The 26,532-nt window shown below is 66.8% G+C and carries 29 protein-coding genes and 2 tRNA genes; 22 read left to right on the forward strand and 9 right to left on the reverse strand.

Annotation, left to right across the window (positions count from 1 at the left end; genetic code table 11):
• Nucleotides 1-18 precede the first annotated feature (18 nt).
• Nucleotides 19-972: a serine hydrolase gene (locus BKA23_RS05770; protein WP_145226332.1), complete on the reverse strand. Its 954-nt coding sequence runs from the start codon at nucleotides 970-972 to the stop codon at nucleotides 19-21.
• Nucleotides 973-1,031: 59 nt separating this feature from the next.
• Between BKA23_RS05770 and BKA23_RS05775 the strand changes: the two genes are divergently transcribed.
• Nucleotides 1,032-1,595 carry a GNAT family N-acetyltransferase gene (locus BKA23_RS05775; RefSeq protein WP_170226385.1) on the forward strand — a complete coding sequence of 188 codons (564 nt, stop codon included), beginning with the start codon at nucleotides 1,032-1,034 and terminating at the stop codon, nucleotides 1,593-1,595.
• A 218-nt stretch (nucleotides 1,596-1,813) separates the two neighbouring features.
• On the opposite strand, the gene BKA23_RS05780 is transcribed toward BKA23_RS05775, so the two are convergent.
• Nucleotides 1,814-2,455, reverse strand: a complete 642-nt coding sequence (locus tag BKA23_RS05780; RefSeq protein ID WP_145226336.1) for an alpha-ketoglutarate-dependent dioxygenase AlkB — start codon at nucleotides 2,453-2,455, stop codon at nucleotides 1,814-1,816.
• Between the two features lie 157 nt (nucleotides 2,456-2,612).
• Nucleotides 2,613-4,157: a phytoene desaturase family protein gene (locus tag BKA23_RS05785; protein WP_145226337.1), complete on the reverse strand. Its 1,545-nt coding sequence runs from the start codon at nucleotides 4,155-4,157 to the stop codon at nucleotides 2,613-2,615.
• 66 nt (nucleotides 4,158-4,223) lie between these two features.
• On the opposite strand from BKA23_RS05785, the gene recO reads away from it, so the two are divergent.
• Nucleotides 4,224-4,970, forward strand: coding sequence for a DNA repair protein RecO (recO, locus tag BKA23_RS05790; protein WP_145226339.1), 747 nt, complete (start codon nucleotides 4,224-4,226; stop codon nucleotides 4,968-4,970).
• Complete coding sequence (locus tag BKA23_RS05795) at nucleotides 4,967-5,755, forward strand: isoprenyl transferase (RefSeq protein WP_145226341.1); 789 nt, start codon at nucleotides 4,967-4,969, stop codon at nucleotides 5,753-5,755. The genes recO and BKA23_RS05795 overlap by 4 nt, the downstream gene beginning before the upstream one ends.
• Nucleotides 5,756-5,780: 25 nt before the next feature.
• Here the strand turns inward: BKA23_RS05795 and BKA23_RS05800 are convergent, their stop codons facing one another.
• On the reverse strand, nucleotides 5,781-6,197 hold the full coding sequence (locus tag BKA23_RS05800; protein ID WP_145226343.1) for a Fur family transcriptional regulator: 417 nt from the start codon (nucleotides 6,195-6,197) through the stop codon (nucleotides 5,781-5,783).
• Between the two features lie 20 nt (nucleotides 6,198-6,217).
• The gene (locus BKA23_RS05805; protein WP_145226345.1) at nucleotides 6,218-6,526 is read right to left on the reverse strand and encodes a DUF6703 family protein; all 309 of its coding nucleotides are present in this window, start codon (nucleotides 6,524-6,526) and stop codon (nucleotides 6,218-6,220) included.
• 98 nt (nucleotides 6,527-6,624) lie between these two features.
• On the opposite strand from BKA23_RS05805, the gene BKA23_RS05810 reads away from it, so the two are divergent.
• From BKA23_RS05810 to dusB, 5 genes are all read left to right on the forward strand, one after another.
• On the forward strand, nucleotides 6,625-7,587 hold the full coding sequence (locus tag BKA23_RS05810) for an ABC transporter ATP-binding protein (protein WP_246104476.1): 963 nt from the start codon (nucleotides 6,625-6,627) through the stop codon (nucleotides 7,585-7,587).
• On the forward strand, nucleotides 7,584-8,390 hold the full coding sequence (locus tag BKA23_RS05815) for an ABC transporter permease (RefSeq protein ID WP_145226348.1): 807 nt from the start codon (nucleotides 7,584-7,586) through the stop codon (nucleotides 8,388-8,390). Before BKA23_RS05810 ends, BKA23_RS05815 begins: the two co-directional genes overlap by 4 nt.
• Nucleotides 8,391-8,430: 40 nt before the next feature.
• Nucleotides 8,431-9,705 carry a sensor histidine kinase gene (locus BKA23_RS05820; protein ID WP_170226386.1) on the forward strand — a complete coding sequence of 425 codons (1,275 nt, stop codon included), beginning with the start codon at nucleotides 8,431-8,433 and terminating at the stop codon, nucleotides 9,703-9,705.
• Between the two features lie 11 nt (nucleotides 9,706-9,716).
• Nucleotides 9,717-10,310, forward strand: a complete 594-nt coding sequence (locus BKA23_RS05825) for a response regulator transcription factor (RefSeq protein WP_211841675.1) — start codon at nucleotides 9,717-9,719, stop codon at nucleotides 10,308-10,310.
• 73 nt (nucleotides 10,311-10,383) lie between these two features.
• Nucleotides 10,384-11,613 (forward strand): tRNA dihydrouridine synthase DusB, encoded by a 1,230-nt coding sequence (gene dusB / locus BKA23_RS05830; RefSeq protein ID WP_145226354.1) that lies wholly within the window; start codon nucleotides 10,384-10,386, stop codon nucleotides 11,611-11,613.
• Between the two features lie 10 nt (nucleotides 11,614-11,623).
• On the opposite strand, the gene BKA23_RS05835 is transcribed toward dusB, so the two are convergent.
• Together BKA23_RS05835 and BKA23_RS05840 are read right to left on the reverse strand one after the other, a co-directional pair.
• Complete coding sequence (locus BKA23_RS05835; RefSeq protein ID WP_170226387.1) at nucleotides 11,624-12,868, reverse strand: MFS transporter; 1,245 nt, start codon at nucleotides 12,866-12,868, stop codon at nucleotides 11,624-11,626.
• A gap of 82 nt (nucleotides 12,869-12,950) precedes the next feature.
• On the reverse strand, nucleotides 12,951-13,781 hold the full coding sequence (locus tag BKA23_RS05840; protein ID WP_145226358.1) for a sulfurtransferase: 831 nt from the start codon (nucleotides 13,779-13,781) through the stop codon (nucleotides 12,951-12,953).
• A 144-nt stretch (nucleotides 13,782-13,925) separates the two neighbouring features.
• Between BKA23_RS05840 and BKA23_RS05845 the strand changes: the two genes are divergently transcribed.
• The 10 genes from BKA23_RS05845 (at nucleotide 13,926) to BKA23_RS05890 (ending at nucleotide 21,201) form a co-directional block, all read left to right on the forward strand.
• Complete coding sequence (locus BKA23_RS05845) at nucleotides 13,926-14,723, forward strand: DoxX family protein (protein ID WP_170226388.1); 798 nt, start codon at nucleotides 13,926-13,928, stop codon at nucleotides 14,721-14,723.
• Between the two features lie 108 nt (nucleotides 14,724-14,831).
• Nucleotides 14,832-15,104, forward strand: coding sequence for a DUF2277 domain-containing protein (locus BKA23_RS05850; RefSeq protein ID WP_145226362.1), 273 nt, complete (start codon nucleotides 14,832-14,834; stop codon nucleotides 15,102-15,104).
• On the forward strand, nucleotides 15,104-15,526 hold the full coding sequence (locus BKA23_RS05855) for a DUF3806 domain-containing protein (RefSeq protein ID WP_145226364.1): 423 nt from the start codon (nucleotides 15,104-15,106) through the stop codon (nucleotides 15,524-15,526). Before BKA23_RS05850 ends, BKA23_RS05855 begins: the two co-directional genes overlap by 1 nt.
• Complete coding sequence (locus BKA23_RS05860) at nucleotides 15,523-16,758, forward strand: deoxyguanosinetriphosphate triphosphohydrolase (protein ID WP_246104477.1); 1,236 nt, start codon at nucleotides 15,523-15,525, stop codon at nucleotides 16,756-16,758. Before BKA23_RS05855 ends, BKA23_RS05860 begins: the two co-directional genes overlap by 4 nt.
• Nucleotides 16,755-17,777, forward strand: coding sequence for a nitronate monooxygenase (locus BKA23_RS05865; protein ID WP_246104478.1), 1,023 nt, complete (start codon nucleotides 16,755-16,757; stop codon nucleotides 17,775-17,777). The genes BKA23_RS05860 and BKA23_RS05865 overlap by 4 nt, the downstream gene beginning before the upstream one ends.
• A 43-nt stretch (nucleotides 17,778-17,820) precedes the next feature.
• A complete protein-coding gene (gene dnaG, locus BKA23_RS05870; protein WP_145226368.1) occupies nucleotides 17,821-19,719 on the forward strand; it encodes a DNA primase in 1,899 nt (632 codons plus the stop codon).
• A 94-nt stretch (nucleotides 19,720-19,813) separates the two neighbouring features.
• A complete protein-coding gene (locus BKA23_RS05875; protein WP_145226370.1) occupies nucleotides 19,814-20,332 on the forward strand; it encodes a hypothetical protein in 519 nt (172 codons plus the stop codon).
• A 366-nt stretch (nucleotides 20,333-20,698) separates the two neighbouring features.
• Entirely contained in the window at nucleotides 20,699-20,824 is a 126-nt protein-coding gene (locus BKA23_RS18110; protein WP_281287534.1) for a helix-turn-helix transcriptional regulator, read from the forward strand.
• Nucleotides 20,825-20,932: 108 nt separating this feature from the next.
• Nucleotides 20,933-21,005, forward strand: a tRNA-Asn gene (locus tag BKA23_RS05885).
• Nucleotides 21,006-21,127: 122 nt separating this feature from the next.
• Nucleotides 21,128-21,201 (forward strand) — tRNA-Ile (locus BKA23_RS05890).
• Between the two features lie 117 nt (nucleotides 21,202-21,318).
• Here BKA23_RS05890 and BKA23_RS05895 read toward each other — a convergent pair.
• A complete protein-coding gene (locus BKA23_RS05895) occupies nucleotides 21,319-21,666 on the reverse strand; it encodes a DMT family transporter (RefSeq protein ID WP_145226373.1) in 348 nt (115 codons plus the stop codon).
• Between the two features lie 180 nt (nucleotides 21,667-21,846).
• Between BKA23_RS05895 and BKA23_RS05900 the strand changes: the two genes are divergently transcribed.
• Both BKA23_RS05900 and BKA23_RS05905 read left to right on the forward strand, forming a co-directional pair.
• Complete coding sequence (locus BKA23_RS05900; protein WP_145226375.1) at nucleotides 21,847-22,518, forward strand: TetR/AcrR family transcriptional regulator; 672 nt, start codon at nucleotides 21,847-21,849, stop codon at nucleotides 22,516-22,518.
• 57 nt (nucleotides 22,519-22,575) lie between these two features.
• On the forward strand, nucleotides 22,576-23,103 hold the full coding sequence (locus BKA23_RS05905; protein ID WP_246104479.1) for a YflT domain-containing protein: 528 nt from the start codon (nucleotides 22,576-22,578) through the stop codon (nucleotides 23,101-23,103).
• A gap of 47 nt (nucleotides 23,104-23,150) precedes the next feature.
• Here the strand turns inward: BKA23_RS05905 and BKA23_RS05910 are convergent, their stop codons facing one another.
• On the reverse strand, nucleotides 23,151-24,038 hold the full coding sequence (locus BKA23_RS05910; protein ID WP_145226376.1) for a hypothetical protein: 888 nt from the start codon (nucleotides 24,036-24,038) through the stop codon (nucleotides 23,151-23,153).
• Between the two features lie 305 nt (nucleotides 24,039-24,343).
• Between BKA23_RS05910 and BKA23_RS05915 the strand changes: the two genes are divergently transcribed.
• Nucleotides 24,344-25,762, forward strand: a complete 1,419-nt coding sequence (locus BKA23_RS05915; RefSeq protein WP_145226378.1) for an LCP family protein — start codon at nucleotides 24,344-24,346, stop codon at nucleotides 25,760-25,762.
• A 155-nt stretch (nucleotides 25,763-25,917) separates the two neighbouring features.
• Nucleotides 25,918-26,433, forward strand: coding sequence for a DUF3145 domain-containing protein (locus BKA23_RS05920; RefSeq protein WP_145226380.1), 516 nt, complete (start codon nucleotides 25,918-25,920; stop codon nucleotides 26,431-26,433).
• Nucleotides 26,434-26,532: the final 99 nt, after the last annotated feature.

A 26,532-nucleotide genomic window follows, 5' to 3' on the forward strand; every position in this document is an offset into this window, starting at 1 on the left:
AGAGCTGTTGTGCTCTCGTCAAGGCATCGGCGTCGCAAGGGCGTCGTAGATCAACTGCGAGACGCCGTTGATCGTGGTCTGGCCGTAGTAGAACCCGGCCGGCGCCTGGGTCAGGATCACCGCGGTGTAGTTGCGGCCGTTACCAGTGATGTGACCCGCTGAATTCAGCACATAAGCGCTACCCAGTGGGCCCCAGCCGTTCTTGGTCGCCCACGTGTTGCTCGTCGGCAGCGGTGGCGCGCAGACGCCCCAGCGTTCGATGGCGATCACCTGCGACATCAAGGTGAGCACATAGGTGCGATGCGCCGCGGTGAGCACGGTGGTGCCCCAGACCAGACCGTTGATCAGCGACAGCAGATCTTTGCTCGTGGTTGTCGAATAACCCCACCAGTTGGAGCTACCGGCGACGATGCCGCCTTGCACGTGCGTGCTGGTCATGCCGTAGTACCCAGCCACCCGCTGCACGTTCGCGACGCCTGCCCAGGTGATCAGCGCGTTGGCGGCGTCGTTGTCGCTCTGGGTGATCATGGCGGTGGCCAGTTGCATCTGTGTTGTCGACAGGTTGATCCGCAACTCCTGACAGCGCCGCAGCACGGTCGCCATGATCACCATCTTGACCGTGCTGAGGGTGTCGTTGACCCAGGTGTCGCGGTAGCCGTAGTAGCCACCCGTCGTCCTGTCGTACACCGCGCACGCGATCGTGCCACCACGTGACTTCTGGTAGTTCGTGATCGCGGTGGTGAGCCGGGTGCCCCATGCGGTCGTCGTGGCGGCGGCCGTGGTTGCCGCCACCGTCGGGCTCGTGATGGTCGTGGCAGGTATGTCGGTGGTGATCGCGGTCGATGCCACGCGCCCGGCGCCCCCCGCGGTCGATTGGCGCGCTTCCGCGCGAACTCCGATGGCAGTGAATCCGGCTGCGAGCGTGACGCCCGCACCTCCGATGAGCAGGTTGCGCCGGCTGGGTTCGATCATGAATGAGGAACCTAGAAAGCCGCGGTATCAGCGATGCATGCGAAACGTATGCTCAGGCTGTGATCGCATCTTCCACCGGTCCGGTGTTCGTCGACGACGTCATCATGGGTACTGGCAGTCTGCGACTGCGCGCATTGGATGAAGCGGATGCCGAGGCAGTCGCCGAGGGTTGTGCCGATGCGGAGACGCTGCGCTGGTTGCCGCTGCCGACCCCCTATCCGCGTGATCTGGCGGCAGAGTGGATCAGAGACGATGTGCCGTTACAACGCACGAGTGGCCGAGGCATCGTGCGGGCCATCGAGTATGACGGAGCCTTCTGTGGCGTCATCGATCTGAAGAAGACCAACTGGCGGGCGCTGACCACGGAGATCGGATTCTGGGTGATGCCTGCCGCGCGTGGGCAGGGTCTGGCCGGTCGCGCATCGCGATTGTTGTCCGACTGGGCGATGGAGATGGCGGGCATCGAGAGAGTCGAAATCCGTTCGGCCACAGGAAATTTCGGCTCGCAACGCAGCGCCGTCGCTGCCGGCTTCACCCAAGAAGGCGTGTTGCGCTCGGCCGGGATCGTGCACGGCGGACGCGTCGACCTGGTGGTCTTCGGCCGCACGCGCGACGACGTCTGACGAGCGGCGCCACTGTCGAAGTCGCGGGAACGCCGAGGTCACGCGACCTCCGCAATATTTGACGCCAAGGCGGTTATTGCGGCCGTGCCGTCGAATATCGACGCTAGGGATGGCGCGATTTTCGACGTGAGGGCGGCAATTACGGTCGTGGCGCCGAATATCGGTGGGTGGGGTGGCGCAGGGCGGGCGTGGAATGTCGGACTGATCTGCAGCGGTCGTCAGCGAACGCCGTGCGGCCGGAACTGGATGCTGATCCGCGGACCGACCGGCTGACTTGTCTTGGGGATGCAGTGCTCCCAGGTCCGCTGACACGAACCGCCCATCACGAGCAGGTCGCCATGGCCGAGGGTGTAGCGCAGCGACTCGCCGCCACCGGCCGGACGCAAGGCAAGTACGCGCGGCGCGCCGACCGACACGATCGCCACCATCGTGTCCTGGGTGCGGGACCGGCCTTCGCGGTCGCCATGCCAGGCGACGGAATCAGACCCGTCTCGGTAAAGGCACATGCCGGTCGTCGCGAACGATTCGCCCAACTCGCGCCGGTAGTGCGCCGAAAGCTCCGAACGTGCTTGTAGAACAACAGGATCCGGCAGTGTTTCCGATGCTGAATAGAAACGCAGGAGGCGTGGCGTCGCCACCTCGCGGTCGTACATCATCCGCCGCTCGGACTCCCACTCGACACCGGCGCTTCCGCCCAGTGACAGTCGCGTGAACAACTCGTCGGCGCCGGTGACCCAGCCGGGCCGCAGGTCGATCCACGCCCCGCGAGTAAGGACGGTTCGTCTCACCGCCCCCTTGAGCGGACGCAGCCCGACTTCATCGACCTGGTCCAGCAGCGAACCCTGCAACGCGAATGCCATATGGCGATTCTAGACATATGTTCGAATAACGTCCAGGGTGTCTGGCACGTCGGCCGCCCGCCGTCAGCGCGAAGCCTGGCTGCGTCCCGGCGGCGTCATGTGCCCTCGACGACTTGTCCGGCCGCGTGCTGTGTCCCTGACGCGGCCGTCGACCGCGTCACGCGTCCTCGAGCACCGCCCGAGCCGCGTGATAGCCGCCCAGGCCGCTGACGCCGCCACCGCGGCGACTGCCTGCGCCTGCCAGCAGGATGCTGCCGTAGGGAGTGGCGACCCCCCAGCGCTGCGCCGGTGTGGTCAACGGCTCCTCGTCGTCGGCGAACGGCCAGGACAGTGGTCCGTGGAAGATGTTGCCGCCAGGCATCGCCAGGGTGTCCTGCAGGTCGCGCGTCGTCTTGGTCTCGATGCACAGCGCGCCCGAGGGGCCGCGCATCACGACGTCCTCGATGGGTTCGGCGAGCACGCTCGACAGTGAATCCAGCACTGCCTGCTGCAGTTTCGCGCGTTCTGCATCCGATCCGTCCAGCAGCCGATCCGGGGTCTGCAGCGAGAAGACCGTCAGCGTCTGCGCACCCGACTCGCGCAGCGCAGGCGACAGGATGCTCGGATCGGTGATCGAGTGGCAGTAGATCTCGGCCGGCACCGGTGTCGGCACCTGACCGGAAATCGCTGACCGATAAGCACTCTCGAGCTGCGTGTAGGTCTCGTTGATGTGGAACGTCCCACCGAAAGCGGCCTCAGGTGCCAGTGCGGCGTCCCGCAGTCGAGGCAGTCGCGACAGCAGCAGATTCACCTTGACCTGAGCGCCTTCTGCAGCGCCGGGGGAGGTGGCCATCAGTGAGTCGAGCACCGCCGGCGCCGCGGCCCAGAGCACTCGCTTGGCGTGCACGGTGTGCAAGTCGTCACCGCTCACCCAGGTGATCTTGTCGTCGGCGACTGCCGTGACCTGCGCGTCGGTGCGAAGGTCGGCACCGGCCGCGGTCGCGGCCGCCAGCAGGGCACCGGAGACCTCGCCCATCCCGCCCACGGGGACGTCCCACGCGCCGGTGCCGCCGCCGATCACGTGATAGAGGAAGCACACGTTCTGCTGCAGGTCGGCGTCATGCGCAGAGGCAAACGTCGAGATCAGGCCGTCGGTCAGGATCACCCCACGCACCAGATCGTGGGCGACGCTGCGTTCGATGACCTCACCCAGGGGCCGTTGCAGGAAGTCGCGGACGATCGTGTCGTCGCCGATGCGACGCGAGACCTCCGACATACGTGCCAGAGGTTCGGTCACCGTCGGCCACAACGCGTGCGCCAGGTGCGCGGTGCGGGCATAGAACCCGTGCCAGCCGTCCACGTCACCGCCGGCGCCGATCGCTTCGAACGACGCGCGGGTCGCCGCAGCGTCGCCGTTGTCGACCAGCAGGCCGAGGTCACCACCCGGTACCGGGGTGTATGACGCAAACCGCCTGCGGGCCAACGTGATCCGCAATCCGAGGTCGTCGATGATCTGCTGAGGCAGCAGGCTCACCAGATAGGAATAGCGGGACAGCCGGGCACCCATTCCCGGGAACGCCTCGGCCGACACCGATGCGCCGCCGAGGTGGTCTTGGCGCTCCAGCAGCAGCACCGACTTGCCGGCTCGAGCGAGGTAAGCGGCTGCGGTCAGTCCGTTGTGACCACCACCGACGATGACGACGTCATACGACTTGGTCTGCATGGGCACGCAGCCTACGAGGCGCGCCTGCAGTCGGTCCGTGGCCCGATCGGCGACAATGGAGCCGATATGGCCACCTATCGAGACGTCGGCATCGTGCTGCGCACCCACAAGCTGGGTGAGACCGACCGCATCGTGACGCTCCTGACCCGCAATCGGGGCAAAGTCCGTGCCGTCGCCAAGGGCGTCCGGCGCACCAAGTCCCGCTTCGGCGCCCGGCTCGAGCCGGGCATGATCGTGGATCTGCAGTGTTACGAGGGTCGTTCGCTCGACACGGTCACCCAGGCCGAGATGCTCGCGCCGTATGGCGATCAGATTGCCCGCGACTACCCGTCGTTCACGGCGGCAACCGCCGCCCTCGAGACCGCCGACCGTCTCAGCGAGGAACACGAGCCCGTCCTGCAGCAGTTCAACCTGCTGGCCGGTGCGCTGGCGTCGCTGGCGCACCGCGAGCACGCGACCGATCTGGTGCTCGACTCGTATCTGCTGCGCGCTCTGTCGATCGCCGGCTGGGCGCCCAGTTTCGTCGACTGCGCGGGATGCGGGGCCACTGGGCCGCACCGGGCATTCAACCTGGCCAGCGGCGGAGCAGTCTGTTTCAGCTGTCGCACACCAGGCAGCTCCGCCCCTGATCCGCGCACCTTTGCGCTCCTGGCCGCGCTGCTGACCGGTGACTGGGACGCCGCAGATGGTTCCGACCAGCAGACGCGCCGCGAAAGCAGCGGCCTCGTGGCGGCCTACCTGCAATGGCACCTCGAACGTGGCGTGAGATCGTTGCGACTCGTGGATCGCACCAGCACCGGGGCAGTGTCATGAGCAGCCTCAGCGGCGTCGTCGCGCCTTTCCCACACGCGGGCGGCGCGACACCTCCCGTCATACCGAACGGTCTGGTGCCGCAGCACATCGCGATGGTGATGGACGGCAACGGCCGCTGGGCGAACCAGCGCGGCCTGCCCCGCACTCGTGGGCACGAAGCCGGTGAGGCGCAGCTGATCGATGTGATCGCCGGCGCGATCGAGGTCGGCGTGCCGAATCTGTCGGCATACATGTTCTCCACCGAGAACTGGCGACGGTCGCCCGACGAGGTGAGATTCCTGATGGGCTTCAACCGTGACGTGATCCGGCGCCGGGTGGACCTGTTGCACTCGTGGGGTGTGCGCTGCCGTTGGTCCGGTCAGCGACCGCGGCTGTGGCGCTCGGTGCTGAAGGAGTTGCAGCGCGCCGAGGAGATCACCGCCGGCAACACCGTCATGACGTTGCAGATGTGCGTCAACTACGGCGGTCGCGCTGAGATCGCGCAGGCCACCCGTCGCATCGCCGAGCAGGTGCAGGCCGGCAAGCTCAAGGCATCCGCCATCGACGAGCGCACCATCGCGCGCAATCTCACCTGGCCGGACATGCCGGATGTCGACCTGTTCGTGCGGTCATCGGGGGAGCAACGCACCAGCAACTTCATGCTGTGGCAGTCGGCGTATGCCGAGATGGTCTTCCTCGACACGCTGTGGCCCGACTTCGATCGGACGCACCTGTGGGAGGCGATCAGGATCTTCGTCGACCGCGACCGGCGGTTCGGCGGGGCGGTCGACGCATCCGGCAGTTGACCGTTGCCGCAGCGGTCTGCTCGGCTCAGGCGTTCTGAGCCGAGCATTCGGCACACATGCCGAAGATCTCGACGGTGTGCTCGACGTTGGTGAAACCGTGCTCCTCGCTCACCTTGGCGGCCCAGCGCTCGACGGCGGGACCCTCGACCTCGACGGCGCGACCGCACTGCCGGCAGACCAGGTGGTGATGGTGACCGGTGCTGCACCGGCGGTAGATCGACTCGCCCTCGGGATTGCGCAGAACGTCGACCTCACCGTCGGTGGCCAGCGTCTGCAGCACGCGGTACACCGTTGCCAGTCCTACGGATTCGCCGTTGTCCCGCAGCGACGCATGAAGCTCTTGAGCCGAGACGAAGTCGCTCAACTCATCGAGTCGGTGGGCTACAGCCGCCTGCTGTTTGGTGCTGCGGCGCACCGGTCCGACGTTTCCAGACATGCTCATCGCACTCCTGATCCTCGACGTCAGCCTGCGGCGCACACGACGGTGAGGGCGACGGCGAGCAGCAGGACGGCGGATCGCATCATCCGTTCTGTCGAACCTGCCCGTGGCCATGCCAGATAGAGCAGCCACGCGAGCACCACGGCGATGGCGCCGAAGCAGATCGCGCCGGTGGCGCCGCGGAAGATGGCTCCGACCACGATCAACAGCAGGTCCACCACAGCGGGCACGGCGCGCGGCACCCGGGCCAACGCCTGCACGGCCGGGTCACTGGCGTGCTCGACGCGCGCCCGCAACGGCGACACGGACACAGAAGGCTGCGAAGAACTCATCGGGACAAGCGTAAGCCGTCCTGCCATGACCGATGTCATGGCAGGGACATGACGCTCGCCGGGTGTGGTGAGCCGCGATGCCCGCCAGAGTTGCTGTCATGACAACGACACCAGGCCAGGCGCCGGCCGTCACCATGGCGCCCACGGGACAGAGGCCGGCGATCGACCTGTCGTCGGTGACCAAGAGTTTCGGCAAGGTGCACGCAGTTCGCGGCATCGACCTGCAGGTCCAGCCCGGGGAGGTCGTGGCCTTCCTCGGACCCAACGGCGCAGGCAAGACCACCACGATCGACATGCTGCTGGGCCTGTCCAAGCCGGACTCCGGCACGGTCGAGGTCTTCGGTATGCACCCGCGGCAGGCTGTCGCACGCGGACTGGTCGCGGCCGTGATGCAGACCGGCGGTCTGCTCAAGGATCTCAGCGTCCGTGAAACGGTTCAGTTGACGGCGAGTCTGTTCGTGCAGACTCGGTCACCGCAGGAGTGCCTCGAGCGGGCCGGGATCGCGGACATCGCGGACCGCAAGGTGAGCAAGTGCTCCGGAGGTCAGCAGCAGCGGCTGCGGTTCGCGATGGCACTCGTCTCCGATCCGGCGTTGATCGTGCTCGACGAACCCACGACAGGCATGGACGTCACCGGTCGCCGCGACTTTTGGAACGCCATACATCGAGACGCAGAACGCGGTCGCACGGTGCTTTTTGCGACGCACTACCTCGAAGAGGCCGACATGTATGCCGATCGCATCGTGCTGCTGCGGCAGGGCCAGATCGTGGCCGACGGCACCGGGCCGCAGATCAAGGCGATGACCTCCGGCCGCACGGTGCGTGCCACGCTGCCGGGCGCCGACGAGCACGCACTTGCTGCGTTGGCGGGCGTGGATTCGATTGAGGTGCGCGGAGATTCGGTCATGCTCCACTCACGCGACAGCGATGCCGTCGCGCGCTTCCTGCTCACACAGACACCCGCAAGGGACATCGAGATCGAGGCCCGTGGCCTGGAGGACGCCTTCATCGCCCTCACCTCGGACGACTCGGACAACAACGGACAAGGAGAACAGCGATGAGCATCGAGGGTGCAGCCATTCATCCGCTCGACACACCGATCAACCTGGACAGGAAGGTTCCACCCAGGGGCGGATTCAACGGGGAACTGCTGCTGATCGAGTTGCGGCGCGTGTTGCGCAACCGCCGCACGATGATCTTCACGGTGGCGTTGCCGGTGATCTTCTTCGTGGCCTTCGGCCTGCCGCAGAAGGGCAATCTGACCGGCTCGATCAACGCTCGGGCCTACGAGATGATCAGCTTCGCGATCTACGGGGCCTTTGCGGCCTCGACCGCGATCGGAGCCTCGGTGTCGGTCGAGCGGGCGCAGGGCTGGTCACGGCAACTGCGGCTGACTCCGTTGAGCGGCGCGGCATACATCGCGGTGAAGGTCATCGCAGCGATGGCGGGGGCGGCGCTGCCGGTCATCATCGTTTTCGCGATCGGGATGGGCTCAGGCGCCAAACTCGGCACCGGGGCGCTGATCGCCTCGCTGCTGCTCACCTGGATCTGCGGCAGTGTGCTGGCCTCGCTGGGGCTCTTCGTCGGCTACGTCGTGCCCTCGGAGAACGCCATGCAGATCCTCGGCCCGGCTCTGTCGATCCTGGCCTTCGGCGGCGGCATCTTCTACCCGCTGGCCGTGATGAGTCACACCATGCAACAGGTCGCGTCGTTCACGCCCCTGTGGGGACTGTCGCAGATCGCGCGTTACCCGCTGCTGGGAGGCAGTTTCGATGTGATGTGGATGGTCAGCGGTGTCGCCTGGGTGGCCGCCTTCACCCTGGGAGCCATCTGGCGGTTCCGTTCCGACACCAAGCGCGTCTGAGCTCCCTACGGTCCCTCGAGATGGTGCAAGGATGAGCGACATGAACGACCGGCGAACCCGATTCGGCATCGTCCGGATCGGGTCCGCCGGCACGACACCCGAGGACGGGCGAGGCAGCTACGACCGTTGGATGGCCTACTTCTGGGGCGGTGTCTGGCTCTTCTGGCTCCTCCAACCGCTGAGCGTCGCCTACGACCGCCGGGCGACCTTCGGCGGCGCGAGCGCGCTCGTGCTGGTTCCGGCCTTCGTGGCGGTGTATTTCTGGCACTTCGGCAGCCGGATGGCTGCCTTCGGCGGCGAGAAGCTGACACTCACCGGTTCTCGTCTGGTGCTCGACCGGTGCCGCTACCTCGTGCAATGGGTGATCGCCCTGGCCACCGTCGTCGCCATCGGACAGATCGGATTCACGCCGGTCGTCTTCGCGGCCATCTCGACGATGTGGACCTTTCGCGTGCGCATCGGCTTCATCGTGGCTCTGGTGACCGGGGTGCTCTACGTCGTGGCCTGGAGGTCATTCGCAGGATGGACCTCCGACCCAGGGTCACTCGTGGGTCTCGGCTTCGGCACGCTGGCGTGTGGTGTGGGCAGGGTCGCGGGGGAGCGTCAGCATCAACTGCGACAGGCCCGCTCCGAGAACGCCGCTCTGCTCGTGCAGCAGGAGCGCAACCGGATGGCTCGCGATCTGCACGACATCCTCGGGCACTCGCTGACGGTGATCACGGTCAAGGCCGAACTCGCGGGTCGGTTGCTCGACGCCGATGCGGTCGATCGGGCGCGGGCCGAACTGGCCGACCTCGAGCAACTGTCCCGCTCGGCTCTCGGCGACGTGCGTCGCGCGGTGGAGGGGTACCGAGAGATCTCGTTGTCCGGCGAACTGACCCGGTCGAGGGACGCCTTGCGCGTCGCAGGCATAGAGGCACGTATGCCGACCGCACTGGGCCAGGTGTCTGCCGACCTGGTCGAGGTCTTCGCGTGGACGGTCCGTGAAGGGATCACGAATGTGTTGCGGCACAGTGAGGCGACCACCTGCACGGTCAGCGTCACCCCACGTTCGATCACGATCGAGGATGACGGGATCGGCTGCCGGGCCGGCTCGTCGACGGGCAACGGACTGCATGGACTCACCGATCGTGCCAATGCCGCCGGTGCTGTGCTGCTGACGTCGTCAGTGCAGCCACATGGTTTCCGGATGGCGGTGATCGCCCGAGACGCGCTGCAGGACGGCTCATCCCCGCGGTCCGAGCCGTCGGCAGCGGCCGGCGAGCGGAACACCGCACGGTCCGGCGCGGTCACAGAAGGCGAGGCGCTGGCGTGACGATCAAGGTCATGCTCGTCGACGACCAGGCACTGGTCCGTGGCGCGCTGGCGGCTCTGTTGGATCTCGAGACCGACTTGAGTGTCGTGGCAGAGGTGGCCGACGGCACCGAGGTGGTCGAAGCCGCCAGAACTCACCAGCCGGACGTGGTCGTGATGGATGTGGAGATGCCCGGGCTGGACGGCATCTCGGCCACAGCTCAGTTGCGCCGCGCCTATCCGGATGCGCGCGTTCTCATCGTGACGACCTTCGGGCGCCCGGGTTACCTGCGCCGCGGGTTGCAAGCAGGGGCAGTTGGATTCGTCGTCAAGGACACTCCCGCGCGCGAACTGGCGGATGCCGTGCGGCGGGTACACCGCGGCCTGCGTGTGGTCGACCCGGCGCTCGCGACCGACTCGCTCATCGCGGGGGAGTCGCCGCTCACCCCGCGCGAGACCGATGTGCTGCGAGCGGCACGCAAGGGAGGCACGGTCGCTGACATCGCGGGTGAGCTGTACCTCTCCGAGGGCACCGTGCGCAATCACCTGTCCGCGATCATCGGCAAGACGAACGCCCGAACGCGCGCCGAAGCTGCGCAGATCGCGGAGTCGAACGGCTGGCTGTGACGGCGCCCGACCCGGCTGTCCACCCGGATGGCGAACGCCCGGATTTGCGCCGTGCTGAGACGATGGAGGGGTTATGACCCAGACCCTCACCGACTCCGCCCCGCGCATCGAGGCGCCGACAGCAGTGCTGCCTGCGCTGCACATCGGGCGGCACACGATCGAATCACCCGTCGTGCTCGCCCCGATGGCGGGCATCACCAACCGTGCCTTCCGGCGCCTGTGTCGGCAGTATGGCGATGCCGGTTCGGCTGCCGGCGGTGCGAGCGGCGCGACGAGCCTTTATGTGAGCGAGATGATCACCTCGCGCGCTCTCGTCGAGCGCACACCGCTCACCATGCGACTCATCGAGCATGACCCCGACGAGTCGCCGCGCTCGATCCAGCTCTACAGCGTGGACCCCGAGACCACCGGTCGGGCAGTGCACATCCTGGCCAGCGAGAACCGTTGCGATCACATCGATCTCAACTTCGGCTGCCCCGTGCCCAAGGTCACCAGGAAGGGCGGCGGCGCCGCTCTGCCGTGGAAGACCGAGCACTTCCGCAGGATCGTCGCCAGCGCCGTGCGCCAAGCAGCGCCGTATGACATCCCCGTGACGGTCAAGATGCGCCGCGGGATCGACGAGGACCATCTGACCTTTCTCGAGGCCGGCCGGATCGCTGAGGGCGAAGGCGCGGCGGCTGTCGCGCTGCACGCGCGCACCGCCGCGCAGGCGTACTCCGGGACCGCACAGTGGGAGGCCATCGCCCAACTCAAGCAGGCCGTGACGTCGATTCCCGTGCTCGGCAACGGTGACATCTGGTCGGCGGAGGATGCCGTGCGGATGGTGCGCGAAACCGGCTGCGATGGCGTCGTCGTAGGGCGTGGTTGCCTGGGGAGGCCGTGGCTGTTCACCGATCTGGCCGCCGCCTTCGCCGGTGCACCCACCCGCGTCCAGCCCACCCTGCGCGAGGTCGCGACCACGTTGCGACTGCACACGGTCTACCTCGCTGAGTTCTTCGAATCCGAGACCAAGGCATGCCGCGACATCCGTAAGCACATCGCCTGGTATCTCAAAGGCTTCCGCGCCGGGTCCGAGATCCGCAGCCGGCTGGGTCTGGTCGACTCGCTGGCCGCGCTGGACGACCTCATCGACTCCCTCAATCTCGACCAGCCCTGGCCCGGTGCGCCAGCGGAGGGTCAACGCGGCAGAGCCGGTTCGGAGCGCCATGTCGTGTTGCCCGAACACTGGCTCGAGTCGCGCGAACTCGACGACAGTGCACGCGCCGAGGTGGCACAGGCAGAGGTCTCGGCCTCCGGCGGCTGACCGTCGGGGCTCAGGCGTCTGCCTCTGCCGCCGTGGCTGCTGGCAACCTGGTCAGGCTTCGCACCGACGGCACCAGCAAGGTGCTGAGTGCCACGACGGCATAACAGGAGCCGGCGATGATCAGCAGGGGCCGGATCTGGACGTGTGACGCCAGGTAGCCGAATGCCATGGTGCCGACAGGTATGGCGATGAACGAGCCGAGCATGTCGTAGCTCGACACGCGCGACAGCACCGCCGAGGGGATCCGCTCCATCATCGCGACGGTCCAGGCGGTGCTGAACACCTGCGTCCCTGCGCCGCCGACGAAGGCCGCGACCGCCAGCGGCACGGTGTGCGGATGAATCCCCAGCAGCAGCAACGGTATGGCGATGAGCGAGACTCCCGCCATACCGTCGAGCAGCAGCCGGTGGATGTGCACCCGCATGAGCACGACCGACATCACGAGCATGCCGATGGCCTCGGCCCCGAGCACGATTCCCCAGCCGCTGATGCCCAGCGACGGGTTGTTCTTCGCGACGGTCGGGCCGACGACCACCCAGACGCCGATCTGGATGGCGTTGAGCACACCGAATGCGAGCACGACCACCCACAGCCATGACCGTGACCTGAATTCGTTCCACCCTTCGCGCAGTTGTCCGAACAGCGACGTCGCAGCGCGGGCCGCCGGTGGCAGCATCACCCGGGCCAGCAGCGCGGCGGCAACCAGGAACGACGCGCCGTCCACCGCCAGAGCCAGCTCCAGCCCGAGTGACGCGACCAGCAGGGTGCCGATCACAGGGCCGATGAACGTAGCGCCGTTGCGCACGAACGACATCAGCGAGTCGGCCTGTTGCAGATGCTCGCGCGCCACCAGTTGTGGGATCAGCCCCTGTTGCGCGGGCATCGAGAAGGCCGACGCGCCACCCGCAACCGCGCCGAGAAGTGACATCCAGAGCACCGTCGCCCAGCCGCCGGCCAACAAGGTGACCAGCGTCAGCTGGACAGCAGCCATCACGAGATAGCACGTCTGCATCACGGTCCGGCGTGGCAGCCGGTCGGCGATGACGCCACCGAACAACAGGCACAGCACGTTCATGCCCATCTCGGCGGTCACGACGATGCCCAACGCTTGTGGCGAGTTGTCGATCGTCAGCACAGCGAAGGCGATGGTGACCGGCGTCATCATCCCGCCGATCGTGTTGATCGACCGGGACAGGAAGAACCACCGGAAATTCCGCTCGCGCAGCACCGGCAGGGCGGCAGCCCACTTGTTCACGACCGCGCCACTCCTCTTCTTCGTCGATGTGCCGCACCACGCGGTCTTGTCCGATGCCCCGGCCCAGATGTACCCCGACCGGTCAGCGTGCCACGGGTCGTGCCGGATCGGTGATCCAGTGCGACCAGGACCCGACATACACCTCGGGCCGCGGGGCAACTCCGGCGATCTGCAAGGCCAACGCGAGGTGGGCCGCCTGCACCCCCGAGCCGCAGTAGACACCGACGCGTGAATCCTCCGTCACGCCCAGTTCGCCGAACCGGGCAGCGAGCTCGTCGGCCGGCAGGAAGTGCCCGTCCGCCGTCACGTTGGTCAGCGCAGGAGCCGACACGGCACCCGGGATGTGGCCCGCGACGGGGTCGATCGTCTCGTTGTGTCCGGCGAAGCGGTCGGCAGGGCGCGCATCCAACAGGATTCCCTCGGCTGCGATCCGGGCAGTGTCGTCGGCGTCGATGAGGTCGATTTCGCCGACCGTCGCCGTGAAATCACCAGGTATGACGCTGCCGGCCTCGTCGGTGACCGCTAGTCCGGCATCGACCCAGCCTGCGTAACCTCCGTCCAACACCCGCACGTCCTGCTTGCCGAAATGCCGCAGCAGCCACCAACACCGACTCGCCGCAAGGGAATTGGCTGCGTCATACACCACGACGGGCCGGTCGTCGCGCACTCCGGCTTCCCGCATCGCGGCCTCGAACACGTGACGGTCCGGCATCGGATGCCGACCGTCCTTGCCCGGCTCTCCGGAGCAGGCGGCCTCGAACTCCACCCAGGCCGCCCCTGGCAGGTGCCCCTGGTCGTATGCGGGTCGTTGCGAAGGCGCGCCCAGTTGCCAGCGCACGTCGAGAACGGTCACGTCGGTGAGGATCTGCGCAAGTGCGGAAGCCGTGATGAGTGGATTGCTGCGATCGGTCATGGGTGGAGTCTGGTCGGCCGCCGGTCGGCGCTGCAACGCGCACTCATCCGCGAGGGTGAACCCGATGGCCGACCCCGCATGGGTAGGCTCGGAGGAAAGCCGCAGTTGTGGCAGACAAGTTCCCGACCTCGAAGGAAACGCCCGATGCTGATCCGCCGTCTCGCCCGCCCGATGCTCGCCTCGATCTTCATCGCAGGCGGCATCAAGTCGCTGCGCAACCCCGACGTGGCGGCGCCCCTGGCGGCTCCGGTGGTGGACAAGACCCGTGCGCTCCTGCCCGAGCCGGTGGCGTCTTTCGTCCCTCGTGACCCGGCCGCCGCCGTGCGTCTGAACGGAGGGGTGCACGTCGTGGGCGGCCTGATGCTCGCGACCGGGCGGTTCCCGCGAGTGTCATCCTTCGTGCTCGCGGCCTCGCTGGTGCCGACGACCCTGGCGGGCCACCCGTTCTGGCAGGAGCAGGACAAAGCCAAGCGTGCGCAGCAGCAGACCCAGTTCTTCAAGAACCTCAGCCTCATGGGCGGCCTGATCATCGCCGCAGTCGACACCGAGGGTCGTCCCGGCGTGGCCTGGCGCAGCAAGAAGGCCGCAGCTGCTGCCGGCTCGGCGGTCGCCGGCGCGTTGCCGAGCGGCAGCGACGGTTCCGACACGGTCGAATCGTTGAAGTCCACGGTCGGGCACCTGGCCGAGGCTGCGAAAGAGCACTCCGCACATCTGGCGGAGGCCGCCAAGGAGCACGCACCCGAGTTCGCCGATGCCGTCAAGACGCAGGCGGCTTCGGTCGCCGAGATCGCCAAAGAGCACGGCCCCGGCATCGTCGAGGCCGTCAAGACCCAGGGCGCCGACCTTGGTCGCCGTGCTCAGAAGCGCGCCGCCAAGGCGTCCAAGCAGGCATCGAAGCAGGCCGCGAAGGCGCAGAAGCAGGCGCGCAAGCAGTTCGCCTGAGCCGCCACACAGCACGTCCGAACCGCACGTCGGGACCTGTCTCCGGCGTGCGGTTCGCCATACCTGCTCATCGGTTCGACCCATCGTTGGTCGGACTAGGCTGTTGGCATGTGCCGCAACATCCGCCCGCTGAACAATTTCGAGCCGCCCGCCAATGACGACGAGATCCGTGCTGCCGCGGTGCAATACGTCCGCAAGGTGAGTGGCACCACCAAGCCGTCCGCGGCCAACAGCGACGCCTTCGACGCGGCGGTGGAGGCGGTGACGGCGGCTACTCGCGAGCTCATCGACGCACTGGTCACGACTGCTCCGCCCAAAGATCGTGAGGTCGAGGCAGCCAAGGCGCGCGCTCGTTCGCAGCAGCGCTTCCAGACCGCCTGATGGCAGACGGAGACATCACGGTCCGGCCGCTGGACCGCATCGCACAGCGCGCGCTGACCGGCTGGCTGGGCGACGCCCACGCCGCCGGAATCGACGTTGACGACATCGATTCGATCGGTGGCGCCTACGACGATTACGTGCACGAGATGCTGCTCACCCCGGCCGACGAACGCTCCGACCCGACGGCATTCCTGACGATGATCGGTATGGCGCTGGGCGAACACCTGCGACGCAATTCCAGCTTGCACTGGCGGATCGTCTCCGACTCGCACGGCACCGATCTGGCGCTCGCGTCGGCCGATGACCTCGGCGTGCTTTACCCGGTGGATCCAGTCGCCGAGGCATGGTCGGCACAGCAACGCGGCTGGCTGCCCGAGTTCGCGACCGGTGTCCTCGGCCAACTCGGAGCTGCCTGGTCGTGAGCTACTCGACCGAGGACCGGCAACGGTTCGTGCGTGAGGATCCCGCGCTCAAACGCGCCGATCGAGACGACTTCGCCCGTGATCGTGCTCGCGTGCTGCATTCCGCCGCTTTGCGGCGGCTGGCCGCGAAAACTCAGGTCCTGCAACCGGACTCGGATGACTTCATCCGTAACCGGTTGACCCATTCTCTCGAAGTCGCACAGATCGGTCGTGAGTTCGGGCAGGCGCTCGGCTGCTCGGCGGATGTCGTCGACACCGCCTGCCTGGCGCATGACCTCGGCCATCCGCCGTTCGGCCACAACGGCGAACGTGCCCTCGACGAGCTCGCCCGCGACATAGGTGGCTTCGAGGGCAACGCCCAGACGCTGCGCATCCTGACTCGTCTGGAAGCCAAGCGTGCCCGCCCCGACGGCACCTCCGTCGGGCTCAACCTCACTCGCGCCAGCCTCGATGCGACATCCAAATATCCATGGTTTCGTGGCGCCAACGACGCCAGCCCCGCGAAATTCGGCAGTTACGTCGATGATCGCGAGATCTTCGAGTGGATCCGCTCGACGGCGCCGGCCGACCGGCATCAGCAGCGCTGCGTGGAGGCGCAGGTCATGGACTGGGCCGACGACGTTGCCTACTCGGTCCACGACGTCGAGGACGGCGTGATCGCCGGGCTGATCGATGTGGGGGTGATGCGTTCGTGCAGCGAGGTCGACCACCTGGCTGACCTCGCCCACGACTTGTACGCACCCGGTTTCGACACGGCCTTCCTCGCTGCAGCCTTCGAGCGGCTGCTCGAGTCCGGCGTCGTACCAAGCGAACACCGCCCTGACCGGCAGGGTGTCGCAGCGCTGAAGGACATGGCCAGCCGGCTCATCGGGCGCTTCGTCGGTGCGGCAGAGACCGCAACCCGTGACCGCTTCGGCCAGGGCCCGCTCACCAGGTATGCCGCGGACGTCGTCATACCCGACACGGTTCTCGCCGAGTGCGTGATGCTCAAAGCAGTCGCTGCGCGTTACGTGATGCTCACCGACGACCGCATCCACTTGCTCGAGCAGCAGCGCGAGGTGATCCACATGCTCGTCGACACGTACCGCCGCCGACCCGAGCTGCTCGACCCGATGCTTGCGCCTGACTTCGCGCACGCGCCCGACGATGCGGCCGGGACCCGGGTGATCATCGACCAGGTCGCCTCGCTGACCGACAAGCGTGCGTGGTCGCTGGCCAGGGAGTGGCAGTGAGCGGCGGCTGGGACCTGTCGCGGCAACCGGTGGTGGGTGCTCCGATGGCCGGCGCCGGCACACCGCAGCTTGCCGCGGCGGTCAGTGCCGCGGGCGGATTCGGGATGCTGCCGGCCGGTTATCTGTCGACCGCCAAGTTAGGCGAAAACATCTCGCGCACAAGGGAACTCACCGATCGTCCGTTCGGCGTGAACATCTTCGTCCCCGCGCCCAGTTCCCGGCAGCGGGACGAGGCCGAGGTCCGTGCGTATGCCCATCGGCTCGCACCGGTCGCGGCGGATCTGCGAACCCACATTCCCGAGCCGCGCTGGAACGACACCGACGAGTTCGACGCGAAGGTCGATCTGCTGGTGGGGGAGCGGTTGCCGATGGTGTCGTTCGTCTTCGGGTGTCCGCCGCAGGACGTCGTCGAACGGTTGCACTCGGTCGGCACCCGGGTCGTCACCACCGTCACCGACGCCGACGAGGCGCTGGCAGCCGTCCGCGGTGGTGCTGATGCGCTGTGCGTTCAGGGCTGCGACGCGGGCGGTCACCGTGGCACCCACACGGTCGCCGGCATCCCGAACGAGCATTCCTTGCACCACCTCTTGCGCGAGGTGCGCAGTGTGACCGGTGTGTCGCTCATCGCGGCCGGCGGAATCATGGACCCGCACGATGTCGACCTCGCGATTCGGCTCGGAGCCGTGGCCGTGCAATGCGGCACTGCTTTTCTGCTCACCGATGAGGCGGGCACCACGGTTGCCCACCGCGCCGGGCTGACCGACCCGGCCCTCGACTCACTCGTTGTCACCCGGGCGTTCAGCGGCCGACCGGCACAAGGCCTGCGCAACCGGTTCGTCGACACCTTCGACGAGCACGCCCCGTCGGTCTTCCCCATCGTCGACCAGTTGACCAAGCCGCTGCGCGCCGCCGCCGCGGCCGTGGAGGACCACCACTGGGTGAGCCTGTGGGCCGGATCGGGATGGCGTCGTGCCCGCACCGGTTCGGCGTCCGACGTCGTCCGCCACCTGTGCCCGTGAGCAACGCAGCCGCCGTCGCAGCACCGCCATACACTCGGTGATCATGGCGGGTCGGATCAAAGCGGAGGACGTCGAGCTCGTCAAAGAGCGCTCGTCGATCGAGGACGTCGTGCGCGAGCACGTCACACTCCGTCGTTCCGGTGCCAACCTGATGGGGCTGTGCCCGTTCCACGACGAGAAGTCGCCGTCCTTCTCGGTCAACCCCGGCGCCGGTTTCTACCACTGCTTCGGCTGCCAGAAGGGCGGCGACGTCATCTCCTTCGTCATGGAGGTCGAGCACCTGACCTTCACCGAGGCGATCGAGCGACTCGCGGGCAAGGCCGGGGTCGAGTTGCACTACGAAGACGGTCCGCGGCCCCGTGACGAGTCGGTCGGCCGGCGCGGCCGGTTGATCGAGGCGCACCGGGTGGCTGCGGAGTTCTACGCCGAAGCCCTCATCGGTATGCCGGAGGCGCGTGCAGGGCGAGACTTCCTGCGCGCGCGCGGATTCGACAGTGGCGCGGCGGCACGGTTCGGTGTCGGGTTCGCCCCCCGCGGCGGCCAGGTGCTGGCAGATCGCTTGCGGCAGAAGGGTTTCAGTGAGGAGGAGCTGGTGCTCGGCGGGCTCGTCGGGCGTGGCCAGCGGCGCATCTACGACCGATTCCGTGGCCGCCTCGTCTGGCCGATCCGCGACATCACCGGCGACACCATCGGGTTCGGTGCCCGGCGGTTGTATGACGACGACCGGATCGAGGCGAAATACCTCAATACCGCCGAGACCCCTGTCTACAAGAAGCAGCAGGTGCTCTACGGCCTGGATCTGGCGAAGAAGTCGATCGCGGCAGACCGCAAGGCGGTCGTCGTCGAGGGTTACACCGACGTGATGGCTGCCCACCTGTCCGGCGTCGAGCAGGCCGTCGCCACCTGCGGCACCAGCTTCGGCGTCGACCACATCAAGTTGCTGCGGCGGCTGATCCGCGACGAGAGCAGCGGTGTGCCCGCGCGCGTCGTCTTCACCTTCGACGGAGATGCCGCTGGTCAGAAGGCCGCGCTCAAGGCCTACGAGCAGGACCAACGGTGGGCCTCACAGTCCTACGTTGCCGTCGCCGCCGACGGGCAGGACCCGTGCGAGTTGCGCCAGAGTGGCGGCGACGAAGCCTTGCGTGCGCTGATCGACGGCGCGGTGCCGATGTTCGAGTTCGCGGCACGTATGACGATCGCCCGATTCGACCTGGATTCGGTCGAGGGTCGCGTCTATGCGACGAGGGCGGTCGCACCGATCGTGGCCGGTATCCGCGACGATGCGATGCGCAACGCGCAACTGCACGAGGTCGCGCAGTGGCTGGGCGTCTCTCTCGAACAGATGGCGCAGGAGGTCCGCAAAGCGCCCAAGGACGGATTCGCCAAGGCAGCCGCGCAGGCAGGTCAGCGGACCCGTGACGCCGACCGCGCACCGGAGCCCGCGCCATACGAGAGCGGTATGCCGATGCCGGATCTCAGCGACCCCATCGTGCGGGCCGAGCACATGCTCCTGCAGTGCCTGGTGCAATTTCCGAGCACGATCCCCGTGCAGCAGTTGGAGCTGATCGACCCGGCCGCCTTCACTGCGCCGGCGCATCGTGCCGTCTTCGAGACGGCGCTCGCGGTCGGCATCGACACCGGCCGGTCCCAGGCCGGCTGGGTGTCGGCGATCAGCGACAACGTGCCGCAGGTCGTGCGGCCGATGGTCGCTGCGCTCGCCGTCGAGCCGTTGCCCACCAAGCTCGACAGTCAGGGTGTGCCGGACTGGCATTACGTGCGAGCGCTCATCGTCCGGGTCCGCGAGATCGCGCTGCGCCGGCAGATCGGTGAGGCGATGTCGGCACTGCGACGCAGCGACGACGCCGAGCGAAGCCGAGCCATCTCGGTGCGGCTGACGGACCTGCAGCGCACCGTCACCGAATTGCTGGCATCGCTCGAGTGAGACGATGGGCGTTCTGTTTGCCGACACGAGGAGTTGCCACCGTGCCCGACCACACTCCAGGTCGTCGTACCGTCCGCCGCGCACTTGCCCGCTGATGGCCTTGTTCAAGGCGCGCACCGCGTCACTGCCCGCCGACGTCGAGCACGCTCTGGCGCTGTCGCGCGGCGAGCGGGTGCTGGCATTCGGTGTCGATGACAACTCCGGCCAGTTCGTGGTGGCAACCACCTTCCGGTTGCTGGCCGTCGGCGACAACACGCTGCGGCTGGATCGACCTTGGCATCTCGTCGACGTCGGGCAGTGGCAGTCCGAAACTTTTACCCTCACGGTCACCTGGGTCGATCACGCACGTGGTGACCAGTGGACTTTCGCCCGGCAGGCGACCCGTCTGCCGGAGGCATTCCGCGAGCGGGTGCAGGCGAGCGTGGTGCTGTCCGAGCCACTGCCGCTGACCGGTCCTCGCGCGAAGGGCCGTGTGGTGATCCGTCGTGAGCTGAGCACGGGGGAGTTGCTTGCACAGACCGTTCTGGGTCGGTCCACGCGCGGCGACGATCCGCAGGTCCAGGCCGCCGTCGAGCGCCTCACCGCGGACCTCAAGGAGCAAGTCGGGTTGTGAGGAAGCGACATTCGATGAGCCTCGACGCTTCCTGATGCGCGTGCAGGATCCGCGGAAAGTGTTGTTTGCCAACGTGATTCGAGGACAACGCGCGCCTGTCCGGGCTCTGTGATGCCCGACGAGTGTTCTGTTTTGGCAACAGCTGTGCCCAGGCTGGATTCGTCGCACGCTGACTGGAAGAGCCGATGCAGCAGAGGTCAACGAACGCTAAGAAGTAGCCGGCGCACCCGTCTCATCGACGCCGACAGGAGGACGCATCGTGGCCATCTCGACCACGAGGCGGCGCCCGATGCGCAATCGACTACGGGAACTACGCACGCAGCATGGGCTCTCGCGCCGCGAGTTGGCGGACCGGATCGGGTCAATGTGCAGACGGTCGGTTCGCTCGAGCACGGGCAATATTCCCCGACCGTCTATCTGGCGCTGGTGATCGCCGAGCAGTTCGGCACCCGGGTCGACGAGATCTTCTGGCTCGACACTACGGATCAATAGGACCGGCGGCCCGCCGCCGGTCCTAGTCGGGGCGTGCCTTGACACGTCAGGTCGATTCGGAACCGGTGAGGGTGTTTGCTATATTTTCGGACGCGCCGCAAGGTGCGATCCCCTGTAGCTCAATTGGCAGAGCATTCGGCTGTTAACCGGAGGGTTCTTGGTTCGAGTCCAAGTGGGGGAGCAACACCGGGGACCTGCTCGAACGTGATCGGCATCGGACGCGTCTGTCGTATGACGCAGGTCGTCTGCCTTCAGCGCCCGCCAGGTTCACGTGCTGGTTGCGACCCGCACCATCGCGACCACGGGGCGGTAGCTCAGCCGGTTAGAGCAGCGGACTCATAATCCGTCGGTCCTGGGTTCAAGCCCCAGCCGCCCTACGTTTGCCCAGGTCAGAGCGTTCTCTCTCGTCATTGTCATGACTTTCAGGACCACAGTGACCGCAAGAAACTGGGCTTGCCGTCGCGCCCTAGGCGCATCCAGTCAGTGCGAGTCGGTCAGTGTGACTGGGCAGACGCCTGGATCAGGACGACACCGCCGATGATCAGCGCCATACCGATGCCGATCTTGGCCGTCAGGGCCTCGTGGAAGAACAACGCGCCGAGCAGGGCGGTGAAGGCGACACCGACACCGGACCACACGGCATACGCGACGCCGATCGGCATGCCCTGCCGCAGCACCACCGACAGGCAGATGAAGGACCCCAGGTAGCCCACGCCCACCGGCGCCGCCCAGATCCATTTCTGCATCCCGTCGGAAGCTCGCAGCGACAGGGTGGCCATCACCTCGAGCACGATGGCCCCGCCGAGGGTTGCCCAGGTGCCCCACGAGATTCCTGAATTCATGGCGTCACAGTACGAAAGGGCCGAGTCAGCGGCGGTGAGTGTCCACCACCGACTGACGGCCGCGGCTGTCACGACGTGCTAGCGACTTCGTCAGTCAGGCGCGTGTCGCCCCATGGCGATCCAGCTGTACGACTGTCAAGCTTGAGCTGTCAGTATGCCCAGAACCTTTCAGGAGTCGTCATGTCCAGCTTGCGAACCACCACATCGCTGGGGTCGAGCCCCATCGTGGACGCCGTCCGGCCGGCGGTCGACGACTCGCTCGCAACTGGAGCCGACGTGAGCCTTTCGCCGAATGCCGACGATCGTCGCGGTTACTTCGTCCAGGTGGCGTTGGAGCAGTGGGCCGAATCCGGCTACCACTCCGTGACGATGCGCAATGTCGCCGGCCGGTCGGAGTTCTCCCACGGTCTGCTGAGTTACTACTTCGGTTCGCGCGAGCAACTGGTGCGCGAGTGCCTTGACTTCAGCTGCCGCAGTCTCGCGGACAGCTTCGCCCAGGTGCCGGCCGGGCCGTTGTCCGTCGACGAGGTCGCCCACGAGATCGCCGGCTCCGTGATCGAGCGGGAGGTGCACCATCGGGTGCGCCTGGACCTGCGTAACCTGGCGATGTTCGATGAAACCGGCGCCGAGTTCAGCGAATCCTGCGACGGTGCCTACGAAGCGTCGCTCGGCGCCTTGCTGGGCCGCATCACCGACGAGAATGGTCAGGCCGCCTTCACAGTCGATGCCACTGTGCACACTGCGATAGATGGTTTGGTGCGTCGTCAACTGAGCGAGCACGCGCCTCCGATGGTCGAGGATGGCTTGCTGGAGGAAGAGTTGGTGCGGCTGCTCAACGCTCTCGCCGACTGAACCTCAGGACAATTCGCAGTGGCCCGGGACGCTCACCTCTAGGCATAAACTTCAGCCATGTCGAATCAGCCGATGTCCGGCGGTCTCAGCCGCAACCGCCAGGTCCCGCCCGGCGGTCTCAACCTCGAATACCCCATGTCACTCGGCATCTTCGGTGAATACCTCGACGCGCAGCGCGCCGTGGACTATCTGTCCGACAACGAGTTTCCAGTGCAGAACTGCATGATCGTCGGCACCGAACTCAAACAGATAGAACGCGTCATCGCCCGGTTGACGTGGGGTCGCGTGCTGGCCGGAGGTGCGGCATCCGGTGCGTGGTTCGGCGCCTTCATCGGACTGATCCTGTCGATGTTCTCCAACGTGCACGTGGTGCCGGCGGTCCTGTCGACCATCATCTTCGGCGCGATCTTCGGTGCCGTGTGGGCAGCCAGCGGCTACAGCCTCACCCGTGGCCAGCGCGACTTCCAGTCGGTGACACAAGTGGTGGCGACGAAGTACGAGGTCCTCGTCGAGCACAAGTTTGCTCAGCAAGCTCGTGAACTGCTGGATCGGATGCCCGGAGCAGGCCCGACCTTGACCAACTGAAACTCCCGGGGCGCCGCTGTGTGGTACCGCCCAGCGACGCAGCCGGGTTACAGCCGCAGGTCCGAGTCCTGTGCGGTGAAGCGATCGCGGACGAATCGGTAGTGACTCAGCATCTGGTCATCGCGGGTTGCACTCGCTGACGCCATCACCTCGTTGACCGCGCCGTGCAGCAAGGTCAGTTGTTCCATCAACAGGTCTTCGCCGGTGCGGCCGGCGTCGAGCGGCCGTGTGCGCGCCGTGTGCGCGGGGAGGGCGAGATAGGTCCGTATGGCGTTCGGGGCGAAGTCGTCACGGATCTGCTCCACCTCGAAGGTTTCTCGGCCGGTCAATCCGCCGGCGCTGAGATGACTCAACGTCTCCTCGCAGCGCCAGAACAATGCGTCCGCACTCTCTCGGGCGGGTGCGGGCAGGCGTGGGTCGGCCAGCATGGCAGCCACCGTGGACATTGCTTCGGCTGCTGCAGCATCGCTCGTCGGGGGCACGTCGACACTGGGCACTCGCAACGCATCGAGACGGGCCTTCTTCGCCTCGTGGCGCAGACGCCTGCGGCGGTTGCGTGCAACACCACCGGTGATCCACCACACGAACACCAGCGTTGCGAGCGGGATGAACACCCACGGAAACCGCCCGAGCGCGGCGGCTGTGATGCCGAACGCGACAGCTCCCGCGACGGACTCCAGCAGGGCCGAGCGCACCTTGAAATAGGACCGGAAGATGAACGATGCGGTGGCCGCGAGGGTCAGCGCCATACCGACCTCGACCGTCCACCAGCTGTTTCGGAACAGCACTGCGGCGGCCAGCAGCAGCACGATCGCCATCCGTGCGGGGCGGCGCCGCGCCGGGCGCCGGGCGAAGCCCGTCGCGCACAGCGCGACAATGCAGAATGCGCTCAGCAGCGACGCCATCCATTCGACAGCAGCTGGAATCTCGAACATGTGCGGGGCTCCCGGGGTGGCGATGCGGCGCTGACGGCACCGCGTCCGACCACCGTACGCCGATCCGGTCCATGATGCGATATGTCGCGAGTTGACGGCGGTGCCCGTCGCGTGAATTTCTCTCGCCTAACGTGCGGCTGGTTCACAGTTCTCGCACGGCAAAGTCTCACGAAGGAACTTTACGATCGTCCTTCGGCCCGGGTACGGCAAGCTGCCCCTTCCCGGCCCGGGCCCACCAACGCAGCGCGCCGCCAGCGACGAATGAGGAGAACTGATGTTGGAGCGTTACGACCGGTCGTACCTCGATGACTGATCGCCACCGTCTCCCAGGTCAGCCGCCGTTGGGGCCGTCGGATCGACCACAGGGGCCGTCATACACCTCAGGCGTTCCGAGTGGATCACCCGGTCCTGGACGGCGCCGCAGCCAGCTTCAGCGCCAGGCCGCACGGCGCAAGGTTCGGCGACGCCGCATCCTGGCGGGAGTTCTCGTCGTAGCGCTCGTCGTCGTCGGTGCGGGCATCGGCTTCTACCTGCATCTGGACAAGAACCTGCACACCGTGAAACTCACCAGCGGCGGTGGCAAGGAGAAGAAGGACAACCAGGGCCGCACGCCGATCAACCTGCTGATCATCGGATCGGACACGAGGTCCAGCAGCGAGGACTGCAAGATCGGTGGTGACTGCTCGACATCGACGGAAACTGCTTCAAGCTCAGCGCCGGCAACGTCGTCGGCAGCGAATGCCGACGTCGAAATGCTGGTGCACATCTCCGCCGACCGCAGCAACGCGACCGTGATGAGCATCCCGCGCGACACCTACATCAAGGTTCCGGCCTGCACTGATCCTTCGACGGGTGCGACTGAGACGCCGCACATGGACCGGATCAACAGCACTCTGCAGTACGGCCCGAACTGCACCGTGGCCGCTGTGCACCAGCTGACGGGTGTGCCGATCGACCACTTCATGGTGATCGACTTCGCCGGTGTCGTGAAGATGTCCGATGCCGTCGGCGGTGTGAACGTCTGTGTCGACAACAACGTCTACGACCCGTACTCCCACCTGAAGTTGACGAAGGGGGACCACACGCTCAAGGGCCTCGCCGCCTTGGAGTTCCTGCGGACCCGCCACGGCTTCGGTGATGGCAGCGATATCGGACGCACCGTCGCGCAGCACATCTTCTTGTCCTCGATGCTGCGGAACATGGAGAGCGCGTCGACGCTGACCAACCCGGTGAAGGTGGTTGAGCTCGCGGACGCTGCGACGTCGGCGATCACTGTCGACACCGGCCTGGGCAGCGTGGCCGACCTGACCAGCCTGGCCTACCAGATGAACCAGGTGCCCGGCGACCGGACCACCTTCGTGACGATGCCCAACGTGCCGTACGCGCCGAACCCGAACGTCGTGGTGCCGGCGGGCAACGCTCAGGCGTTGTTCACCAAGATCGCCGACGACGTGAGCCTGTCCCAGCCCAAGGCCACCGCTTCGGCTTCGGCTTCGGCATCGCCGTCGGCCAGTGCGTCAGCCAGCACCTCTCCGTCCACTCCAGCCACCACGACCCCGTCGTCGGCCGCGCAACCGTCGGCAACCGACTACGCGATGACTGTCGACGGAGCCCAGGGCTGTGCTCAGGTCAGTCATGCGTACACGGTCGAGGTCAACGGCGTCATCATGAATCCGATCGAGGCCTTCTCGGCCAGTCCGAACGTGCCGCTTTCGGCGCCCTGATCTCTCGCGGCGTCCGTCACACCGACCCGAGGGTGGTGCTGGTGTGACGGATGCGGCACAATAGCTCTCGCACGCGAGTGCACAGGCGATCGAGTCTCAATTCGTCGATCGAGGTCGTTGGGGAAGACGTCCCTCGAGATGACAAGGAGGCTCGGATGTCTGCTGCACATGCCCGTGCCGTGACACGCGGGGTGGTGTTCATTCACTCCACCCCGGCAGCGCTGTGCCCGCACATCGGGTGGGCTATCGAGAGCATTCTTGGCGTGGCGGCTCCCGTGGACTGGATCAAGCAACCTGTCTCGCCTGATCTGGTGCGTACGGAGGTGTCGTGGATGGGCGACCCCGGCACCGGTGCTCGACTGGCCAGCGCGCTGCGCGGGTGGGAGAACGTCCGTTACGAGGTGACCGAGGAGCCCAGCCCCGGCGCCGACGGCTCCCGCTGGTCGCACACGCCGTCGCTCGGTATCCACCACACCTGGACGTCCGCAAGCGGCGATGCGGTGGTGTCCGAGGACCGCTTGCGCTCGGCACTGGCTGCCAGCAAGGGGGACCCCGAGCAGTTTCGTGTCGAGATGGCCGAGTTGCTCGGCACCGCATGGGACCAGGAGCTCGAACCCTTCCGGTATGCCGGCGACGGTGCCCCGGTCCGGTGGCTGCACCGCGTGTCCTGACCCAGACCGGTCTGGCAGAACCTCCGAACGTCATACGTCAGCGGCGCCCACCCTTACAAGCAGAGGGTGGGCGCCGTTATGTATGACGTTCGCGCGTCG

It is taken from the genome of Rudaeicoccus suwonensis (assembly GCF_007829035.1).
Taxonomy (GTDB): domain Bacteria; phylum Actinomycetota; class Actinomycetes; order Actinomycetales; family Dermatophilaceae; genus Rudaeicoccus; species Rudaeicoccus suwonensis.

Excerpts from the sequence above, each read along its gene's own strand:
- BKA23_RS05810 (WP_246104476.1), top strand. The coding sequence starts at position 6,625 with ATGACAACGACACCAGGCCAGGCGCCGGCCGTCACCATGGCGCCCACG.
- BKA23_RS05820 (WP_170226386.1), top strand. The coding sequence starts at position 8,431 with ATGAACGACCGGCGAACCCGATTCGGCATCGTCCGGATCGGGTCCGCC.
- recO (WP_145226339.1), top strand. The coding sequence starts at position 4,224 with ATGGCCACCTATCGAGACGTCGGCATCGTGCTGCGCACCCACAAGCTG.
- BKA23_RS05795 (WP_145226341.1), top strand. The coding sequence starts at position 4,967 with ATGAGCAGCCTCAGCGGCGTCGTCGCGCCTTTCCCACACGCGGGCGGC.
- BKA23_RS05770 (WP_145226332.1), bottom strand. The coding sequence starts at position 972 with ATGATCGAACCCAGCCGGCGCAACCTGCTCATCGGAGGTGCGGGCGTC.
- BKA23_RS05910 (WP_145226376.1), bottom strand. The coding sequence starts at position 24,038 with ATGTTCGAGATTCCAGCTGCTGTCGAATGGATGGCGTCGCTGCTGAGC.
- BKA23_RS05895 (WP_145226373.1), bottom strand. The coding sequence starts at position 21,666 with ATGAATTCAGGAATCTCGTGGGGCACCTGGGCAACCCTCGGCGGGGCC.
- BKA23_RS05875 (WP_145226370.1), top strand. The coding sequence starts at position 19,814 with ATGGCCTTGTTCAAGGCGCGCACCGCGTCACTGCCCGCCGACGTCGAG.
- dnaG (WP_145226368.1), top strand. The coding sequence starts at position 17,821 with ATGGCGGGTCGGATCAAAGCGGAGGACGTCGAGCTCGTCAAAGAGCGC.
- BKA23_RS05840 (WP_145226358.1), bottom strand. The coding sequence starts at position 13,781 with ATGACCGATCGCAGCAATCCACTCATCACGGCTTCCGCACTTGCGCAG.
- BKA23_RS05805 (WP_145226345.1), bottom strand. The coding sequence starts at position 6,526 with ATGAGTTCTTCGCAGCCTTCTGTGTCCGTGTCGCCGTTGCGGGCGCGC.
- BKA23_RS05780 (WP_145226336.1), bottom strand. The coding sequence starts at position 2,455 with ATGGCATTCGCGTTGCAGGGTTCGCTGCTGGACCAGGTCGATGAAGTC.
- BKA23_RS05845 (WP_170226388.1), top strand. The coding sequence starts at position 13,926 with ATGCTGATCCGCCGTCTCGCCCGCCCGATGCTCGCCTCGATCTTCATC.
- BKA23_RS05915 (WP_145226378.1), top strand. The coding sequence starts at position 24,344 with ATGACTGATCGCCACCGTCTCCCAGGTCAGCCGCCGTTGGGGCCGTCG.
- BKA23_RS05855 (WP_145226364.1), top strand. The coding sequence starts at position 15,104 with ATGGCAGACGGAGACATCACGGTCCGGCCGCTGGACCGCATCGCACAG.
- BKA23_RS05900 (WP_145226375.1), top strand. The coding sequence starts at position 21,847 with ATGTCCAGCTTGCGAACCACCACATCGCTGGGGTCGAGCCCCATCGTG.
- BKA23_RS05825 (WP_211841675.1), top strand. The coding sequence starts at position 9,717 with ATGCTCGTCGACGACCAGGCACTGGTCCGTGGCGCGCTGGCGGCTCTG.
- BKA23_RS05800 (WP_145226343.1), bottom strand. The coding sequence starts at position 6,197 with ATGAGCATGTCTGGAAACGTCGGACCGGTGCGCCGCAGCACCAAACAG.
- BKA23_RS05920 (WP_145226380.1), top strand. The coding sequence starts at position 25,918 with ATGTCTGCTGCACATGCCCGTGCCGTGACACGCGGGGTGGTGTTCATT.
- BKA23_RS05905 (WP_246104479.1), top strand. The coding sequence starts at position 22,576 with ATGTCGAATCAGCCGATGTCCGGCGGTCTCAGCCGCAACCGCCAGGTC.
- BKA23_RS05785 (WP_145226337.1), bottom strand. The coding sequence starts at position 4,157 with ATGCAGACCAAGTCGTATGACGTCGTCATCGTCGGTGGTGGTCACAAC.
- BKA23_RS05815 (WP_145226348.1), top strand. The coding sequence starts at position 7,584 with ATGAGCATCGAGGGTGCAGCCATTCATCCGCTCGACACACCGATCAAC.
- dusB (WP_145226354.1), top strand. The coding sequence starts at position 10,384 with ATGACCCAGACCCTCACCGACTCCGCCCCGCGCATCGAGGCGCCGACA.
- BKA23_RS05850 (WP_145226362.1), top strand. The coding sequence starts at position 14,832 with ATGTGCCGCAACATCCGCCCGCTGAACAATTTCGAGCCGCCCGCCAAT.